This is a genomic window from Nonomuraea rhizosphaerae (assembly GCF_019396405.1).
Lineage (GTDB): Bacteria > Actinomycetota > Actinomycetes > Streptosporangiales > Streptosporangiaceae > Nonomuraea > Nonomuraea rhizosphaerae.
The window spans coordinates 1-627 of sequence record NZ_JAHKRL010000055.1 but is presented as its reverse complement, the minus strand read 5'-3'; the positions used below and the strand labels follow the sequence as shown (position 1 = coordinate 627).

The 627-nt window shown below is 55.7% G+C and carries 1 rRNA gene; it reads right to left on the bottom strand.

Going from position 1 to position 627, the window contains the following annotated elements:
• A 23S ribosomal RNA gene (locus tag KME77_RS02645) occupies window positions 1–627 on the bottom strand; the annotation flags it as partial.

Sequence of the window (627 nt, the reverse complement as noted above, 5' to 3'; positions counted from 1 at the left end):
CATCAGTGCCACGACTTCGGCGGTGTACTTGAGCCCCGCTACATTGTCGGCGCGGAATCACTTGACCAGTGAGCTATTACGCACTCTTTCAAGGGTGGCTGCTTCTAAGCCAACCTCCTGGTTGTCTCTGCGACTCCACATCCTTTCCCACTTAGCACACGCTTAGGGGCCTTAGTCGGTGATCTGGGCTGTTTCCCTCTCGACTACGAACCTTATCGCCCGCAGTCTCACTGCCACGCTCTCACTTACCGGCATTCGGAGTTTGGCTGACGTCAGTAACCTTGTCGGGCCCATCAGCCATCCAGTGCTCTACCTCCGGCAAGAAACACGCAACGCTGCACCTAAATGCATTTCGGGGAGAACCAGCTATCACGGAGTTTGATTGGCCTTTCACCCCTACACACAGATCATCCCCCAGGTTTTCAACCCTGGTGGGTTCGGTCCTCCACCCAGTCTTACCTGAGCTTCAACCTGCCCATGCGTAGATCACTCCGCTTCGGGTCTACAGCATGCGACTCAAACGCCCTCTTCAGACTCGCTTTCGCTACGGCTCCCCCACACGGGTTAACCTCGCCACACACCATAACTCGCAGGCTCATTCTTCAAAAGGCACGCAGTCACATCACA